Source organism: Pseudoalteromonas sp. S1610 (genome assembly GCF_005887465.1).
In the GTDB taxonomy this organism is placed as follows: domain Bacteria; phylum Pseudomonadota; class Gammaproteobacteria; order Enterobacterales; family Alteromonadaceae; genus Pseudoalteromonas; species Pseudoalteromonas undina.
The window spans coordinates 1-6,936 of the sequence record NZ_PNDI01000075.1 but is presented as its reverse complement, the minus strand read 5'-3'; the positions used below and the strand labels follow the sequence as shown (position 1 = coordinate 6,936).

General features: G+C 40.1%; 6 protein-coding genes. 2 read left to right on the top strand and 4 right to left on the bottom strand.

The features are described 5' to 3' along the window. Positions 1 to 156: 156 nt before the first annotated feature. The 3 genes from CWB77_RS17375 to CWB77_RS17365 all read right to left on the bottom strand — a co-directional run bounded on the left by CWB77_RS17375 (position 157) and on the right by CWB77_RS17365 (position 2,185). The gene (locus tag CWB77_RS17375) at positions 157 to 504 is read right to left on the bottom strand and encodes a four helix bundle protein (protein WP_075170549.1); all 348 of its coding nucleotides are present in this window, start codon (positions 502 to 504) and stop codon (positions 157 to 159) included. A gap of 360 nt (positions 505 to 864) precedes the next feature. Continuing rightward, entirely contained in the window at positions 865 to 1,674 is an 810-nt protein-coding gene (gene mutM / locus CWB77_RS17370; RefSeq protein ID WP_138623793.1) for a bifunctional DNA-formamidopyrimidine glycosylase/DNA-(apurinic or apyrimidinic site) lyase, read from the bottom strand. Positions 1,675 to 1,687: 13 nt separating this feature from the next. Next, positions 1,688 to 2,185 (bottom strand): hypothetical protein, encoded by a 498-nt coding sequence (locus CWB77_RS17365; RefSeq protein ID WP_138623791.1) that lies wholly within the window; start codon positions 2,183 to 2,185, stop codon positions 1,688 to 1,690. 117 nt (positions 2,186 to 2,302) lie between these two features. On the opposite strand from CWB77_RS17365, the gene CWB77_RS17360 reads away from it, so the two are divergent. Next, positions 2,303 to 3,226 (top strand): manganese-dependent inorganic pyrophosphatase, encoded by a 924-nt coding sequence (locus tag CWB77_RS17360; protein WP_138623789.1) that lies wholly within the window; start codon positions 2,303 to 2,305, stop codon positions 3,224 to 3,226. Positions 3,227 to 3,402: 176 nt separating this feature from the next. On the opposite strand, the gene CWB77_RS17355 is transcribed toward CWB77_RS17360, so the two are convergent. Then, on the bottom strand, positions 3,403 to 4,569 hold the full coding sequence (locus CWB77_RS17355; RefSeq protein WP_138623787.1) for a nucleotide sugar dehydrogenase: 1,167 nt from the start codon (positions 4,567 to 4,569) through the stop codon (positions 3,403 to 3,405). Positions 4,570 to 5,522: 953 nt separating this feature from the next. Here CWB77_RS17355 and CWB77_RS17350 point away from each other — a divergent pair. Next, a complete protein-coding gene (locus CWB77_RS17350) occupies positions 5,523 to 6,902 on the top strand; it encodes an MBL fold metallo-hydrolase RNA specificity domain-containing protein (protein WP_138623785.1) in 1,380 nt (459 codons plus the stop codon). The last annotated feature ends 34 nt before the right edge of the window (positions 6,903 to 6,936 follow it).

Sequence of the window (6,936 nt, the reverse complement as noted above, 5' to 3'; positions counted from 1 at the left end):
GGTTGTTTTTTCCGCATAAAGGTTTTGGTTTTAGGTTTTAGGTTTTAGGTTTTAGGTTTTAGGTTTTAGGTTTTAGGTTTTAGGTTTTAGGTTTTATCAAAAATAACTATAAAATCGGTATGGGCAATTAAGAATAGCTTAAACAATTTAAATCTCTCAGATTCGTTCTTTAATTTTAGAGATTAGGCTCGATAGCATTTTTGATAACTCAGATGTTTCACACAACCAAAGTTGGCCGACATTCGAATCAATATAGTTTATATCAATACCTATATAAATTTGTGTTCTAGCTTCAGCTAAAGAAGAACGAGCAATATCTAAAAAACGCACTTTTTCTCTGTCACTATCTCGTGTCATTCCCTCAGCAATATTACTAGGTACAGACAATCCTGCGCGTGTTAACTGATCTCGAAAACCAAAATCTTTTGTTATTGTTGGATTTTTATATATATCTGCACTTAAACGAGCAGCTCGTTTCCATACCTCTAAACTTTCAAAATTCATCATATCTATTATCCTTAATGATATATTCTGAGCTTAGTTTTTATTTAATAAAATACAACCTAAATTTTGCTCTTAATCTCTACCTAACACCTAATGCGCGGCATAAAGCCCCGCATACGCTCAATCCTTGCAATGTACGTGGCTTAATATCTACCTAACACCTAAAACCTGCTCTTTTACCTTTAACCAAACACCTGCACGACATAAAGACCCACCTAAGTTTAATCCAAACACCGTGCTTGGCTTAATCTCTACCTAACACCTTTAAACTTTTGCGCCACAGAGTGCACAGAGGCGCCTCGCGGAAAGAGAGCGCCATAGGTTTGAGGTTTTCCTAGTACCTAACACCTAATACCTTTATTATTTCTGACACACCTCACAAAAAACGGTGCTGCGTTGCCCTAGACGAATTTCAGTTAGTTCGCTCTCGCAATTTACACAAGGCTGGCCCTTTCGGCCATACACTAATAGCTGCTGCGCAAAGTAGCCTGGCTTACCGTCACTTTGGGCAAAGTCTTTCAACGTTGTGCCACCTTGAGTGATTGCTGCGGCTAGGGTGTCTTTTATAATTGGGATTAATGCTTGGTAGCGTTTTAAACTGACCTTACCGGCTTCTTTTCGCGGATCGATACCCGCTTTAAATAATGATTCGTTAGCGTAAATATTACCAACCCCAACCACCACGGCGTTATTCATAATAAACTGTTTAACAGGCACTTTTTTATTGCGAGATTGCTCATAAACACGTTTAGCAAAAAAGTCATCGGTGAGTGGCTCTGGGCCTAATTTAACAAGTAACTTATGCTCTTCATTGGGGGCTTGCCATAAACAGCAACCAAAGCGACGGGGGTCATTTAAACGCAGCGCCTTATTATTCGCTAAAATAAACTCAACATGGTCATGCTTTTTAAGTGGCTCATTGGCGTTCACAACCCGCAAGTTCCCCGACATCCCCAAATGCAATATAGCCGAGCCTAACTCGCACTTTAACAATAAGTATTTAGCACGGCGCTCAATACTGCTAACCACTAACCCCTCAAGTTGATACACCTCATCTGGCACAGGCCAGCGCATACTGGCATTATGAATATTTACCTTAGTCACAACTTGGTTTAGCACATGGGGGGTAATGCCCATACGGCTAACTTCTACTTCTGGTAATTCAGGCATTTATAAAACTCACTTATGAAAAGGTAAAACTTGGAAATAATTGTTTTGCAGTAGTTAAATCTAGCAACAATAATCGCTGACTGGTTTTATCGAATAGATAATACTGACCATTCGCCTCAAATAATAAGTACACCCAAGATAGGGGCTCACCGGCGAGTTCAAACGTGGCTACCGATAGTGGCTTATTCATATCAAGCGCATCAGGTGTGGTGGTCATCAGCGCGGTATTTTGCCATAAATAAACCAGCTCACTAAGTTGCTGCTCTGAGCCTTGCCAACTAAGCGGTACATTTTTATGCAAAGCAGTAGTACGCCAACTAGTGCCAATACGCTCAATTTTTTGGTCGATAAATTTAAGTGTTAATACAAAACTTTGAGGAGGAAGTAGTGGCTGCAATTGCGCCTGTGTTTCATCATTCCCTATGTTTTTATGCAGTCCATTTAAAAAGAAGATCATAATCAACATCGAAAAAATAATAACATTGTTCCAACCTTTTCGGCCGAGTTGCATGTGGGTCTTCCAATTAATAATATCGATTTAAAGTGTAACCAAAACTTAATTACACTGTCTATATGTTAAAACCCAAAGACTTTGCTAGAATATCGGCAAATTTTAAGGAGTTTAGTCATGTCAATGTATGTAGTGGGCCATAAAATCCCAGATTCAGATTCAATATGTGGTGCAATTGCACTGGCTTATTTAAAAAACCAAATTGATGAACCAGCAATCCCAACTCGCCTGGGTGAAGTGTCACCTGAAACACAATTTATTTTAGATAAATTCGGTTTTGAAGCACCTGAGCTAAAACTTAGCTACGCTGGCGAAGACGTTTATATTGTAGACCACACAGAAAAAACCCAAGCACCTGACGATATTGATCAGGCTCGCGTAGTGGGTGTGGTTGATCACCATAAACTAGGTGATTTAACCTCATCGACACCCCTTGAGTGTTGGATCCGCCCTGTTGGTTGTTCAAACACCATTATTAAAATGATGTATGACTTCTACAACGTTGAGATCCCTAAAGATATTGCTGGCATTATGCTTTGCGCTATTTTAAGCGACACGGTTATCTTTAAATCACCAACCTGTACTACGGCCGATATTAAATGTGTTGAAGCGCTTGCAGAAATTGCAGGCATTGAAGACTTCAAAGAACTAGGCATGGACATGTTCCGCGTTAAATCAGCCGTTGAAGATACGCCAGTACGTGACTTAGTAATGCGTGACTTTAAAGACTTTAACATGAACGGTAACCTCGTTGGTATTGGTCAGTTAGAAGTTATTGACCTTACGGTATTTGACGAGATTAAAGCCGACCTTGAAGCCGACATCGCGAAGCTTAAAGAAGAAGGCGGTCGTCACTCGGTATTTTTACTTCTGACCGACATTATGAAAGAAGGCTCACAAATGCTAATTGCATCAGACGATGCTAGCCTAGTTGAGCAAGCTTATGGTGAAAAACCAGAAGACGGTAAAGTATGGCTAGACGGCGTATTAAGCCGTAAAAAGCAAGTAGTACCCCCACTACAAGACGCTTTTAAGGGCTAGGTTCGAGGTTCGAGAAGTTTAAAAACCTTGCGGTTAATATCGCAAGGTTTTTTTATGCCTGTAGCAGCGGGTTCACCCCGCGTCAGTATTTGGTTTTAGGGTTTAGGGCTTAGGTTTAGGTGCCTAACTCGTCGCTCGTAACCAGCAGCCCGTGGCCTTAAGCCTTTAACGATATTTTAATCACTACCAAATAAATCGCGTGTGTATACTTTATCTGTTATGTCACTCAGCTCATCAACCATTCGATTAGACACAACAATATCTGAAAGTTGTTTAAACTCATTTAAATCACGGATTACTCGTGAATTAAAAAATACATCATCTTTCAATTCAGGCTCATAAACAATCATTTCAATGTTGTAGCCCATAATTCGTTTCATAATCCCTTGAATGGCTGACGCCCTAAAATTATCAGAGTTGGTTTTCATAACCAACCTGTAAATACCCACAACTTTTGGATTACGTTTAACAATTGAGTCTGCAATAAAATCTTTGCGGGTAGTATTGGCATCAACAATCGCACTTATCATATTATTTGGCACATCTTTGTAATTAGCTAATAGCTGCTTAGTGTCTTTTGGTAAGCAATAACCACCATAACCAAATGAGGGATTATTGTAATGTTCGCCAATTCGAGGGTCGAGTCCCACCCCCTTTATGATCTGCTTACTATTTAAATTATGTGATTCAGCATAGGTGTCTACCTCGTTAAAATAAGCAACACGCATCGCTAAGTAAGTATTAGAGAAAAGCTTTATAGCTTCAGCTTCAGTTGAGTCAGTAAAAAGAACCTCTATATTCTCTTTTATAGCGCCCTGCTTTAACAAATTTGCAAATGCAGTGGCGCGTTCGCTTTGCTCTCCGACAATAATTCGTGATGGGTATAAATTATCGTACAAAGCCTTACCTTCACGTAAAAATTCTGGTGAAAATAACACATTGTCAATACCAAACTGCTTTTTTATTCGCTGAGTAAAGCGCACAGGCACCGTTGATTTAACTACTATTACCGCATCGGAGTTATACATGAGTGCATCTTTTATAACTGCCTCAACAGAGCTAGTGTTAAAGTTATTCGTATGAGTATCGTAATCGGTAGGTGTAGCAATAATAATGAAATCAGCACTTGTATACGCTTGATTTTTATTTATTGTAGCAGTGAAATTTAAATCATTTCGCTGTAAATATTCACTAATGTAATCATCAACAATGGGGGACTGCTTATTATTTAATAACGCAATTTTTTGTTCGTCTATATCCAATGCAATGACTTCATTATGTTGTGCTAACAACATTGCATTAGATAAACCAACATAACCCGTGCCCACCACTGTTATCTTCATAAGTAGCCTTAAAATAAAAAGTAATGCTATGAATAACAGAAAGTATAGTTAAAGCTAAGTTATTGGCAAATAAGGAGCTCTTTTGTTTATAATTTTGTTCCTTACTTTGCACCTCTAAATCATCATGCGCTCTTCGCAACTTAGTATATAACCCATTTAAGTTATGCATAAACTGAGAGAGAAGTGAGCGAAAGTGAGACCCCCTTGCTTCACAACTAAATTTTAAATCGCGCCCCTAGCTCGTACTCTTTAACATTCCACTCTTAACCAAACACTTGTACGGCATAAAGCCCCGCCTACAAAACATTTCTTGCCACAGAGAACACCGAGGCACTTCGCGCTACACAGAGAAGACAAGGCAAATAAAACATGTCTTTAATCATTTCCACCGTGTACTCTGCGTCCTCTGTGGTAAATAGCGTTTTAATTTTTTGAACCACAGAGAACACCGAGGCGCTGCGCGCTACACCGAGAAATCCATTGCTTGCATCTAAGTTCTAATATCACTGCCTTTTATTTTTAACTACTTCCTCTGTGCACTCTGTGGCCTCTGTGGTAAATAGTGTTTTAATTTTTTTGAACCACAGAGAGCACCGAGGCGCTTCGCGCTACACCGAGAAATCCAGTGCTTATATCTAAGTTCTAATATCACTGCTCTTTATCTTTAATCACTTCCTCTGTGCACTCTGTGACCTCTGTGGTAAAAAATCACTAAAAGATGCGGGATGAACCCAGAACAAAAGCTAAACGGCATATTTGAAAAGCAACTCTAGGATCTAGGTTTTTACTAGCACCTCGCGCAATTTTGCTATGGTAACCCACTAAAATTCCAAACTATTAATTGCCTGCTATATTTACTTATAAAATAAAGGCGTTAGGCTCTAAGTGCTAGGCTCGGGCTTCAAGCCGTAACCTGTGGCCCGCAACCCGCAGCCAAAACATAAGGACGTAAAATGCAAATACTTCACCATGGAGCGGTAAATGGCGTAACAGGCTCATGCCACCAGCTGATAATAAACGACCGAAGCTCTTTTCTAATTGACTGCGGGCTATTTCAGGGTGAAGACTCTGTAGATGATCTAAACATCGAATTTAATATAGACACAGTTCGCGCGCTGATCGTCACCCATTGCCATATTGATCATGTTGGCCGAATCCCCTACCTATTGATGGCTGGCTTTAAAGGCCCTATATTTACCTCTGTTGCATCAGCAAGTTTACTGCCGTTAGTCATTGAAGATGCATTAAAAGTGGGAGTCACACGCGATCAAAAAATAATAGATACGTGCCTAAGATTACTTAAACAGCAAATTATTGAAGTTGATTTTAAAACTTGGTTCGATCTTCCTTGTAAGGGTGAACACACAGCGAAAGCCCGACTACAACGAGCAGGGCATATTTTAGGCTCGGCTTATGTAGAAATAGACATAAGCACGCCTCCTTATAAAGCGAGCAATAATCACAGAGTGGTTTTTTCAGGTGATTTAGGCGCGCCCTATACACCTTTACTACCCGCCCCTAAAGCCCCTTATAAAGCAGATACTTTAGTTATTGAGTCAACCTATGGTGATAAAAACCATCAAGGGAGAAAACAACGTACGCACACCTTAAAAGCCGTGATTGAGCGCGCTGTTGCCGACAATGGCGTCGTGCTTGTACCCGTATTTAGTATAGGCCGTACACAAGAGCTGTTATACGAACTTGAACAGCTAATTCATGCTTCAACTAAAAACTCACCTTGGCGTACAATACAAGTAATACTCGACTCCCCGATGGCGGCTAACTTTACTCAGCAATATCGAAAATTTAAATATTTATGGGATGAAGAAGCAAAACAAAAAGTAGCCAAAGGCCGCCATCCTCTCGACTTTGAAAACCTCACTACAATAAATACGCATAGCGAGCACTTAGCGTTAATAAATTACTTAGCCACCCGTCAAACCCCCGCTATTATTCTAGCTGCAAGCGGTATGTGCAGCGGCGGACGAATAGTAAACTATCTAGAGCGATTTTTAACAGATGAAACCACCGACGTACTATTTGTAGGTTACCAAGGCCGAGGTACTTTAGGTCGCGACATACAAACCTATGGCCCAAAAAATGGCTATGTATTTATTAATAATCTCCGCATTAATATTAACGCCAAAATACACACTATAAGTGGCTACAGCGCTCATGCAGATCAAGCAGGTCTCATCAAATTTGTAACCGGTATGCGCAAAAAACCCCGCTATATAAAAATAGTCCATGGCGATGATGACGCTAAAAATGCACTCGCTACAAAATATAGGGAAGTGCTGGGTGATGATGTAAAAGTTGAGATTGGGAAATGAGGAGACAGGTGTTAGGTTCGAGGTTCGAGGTTCG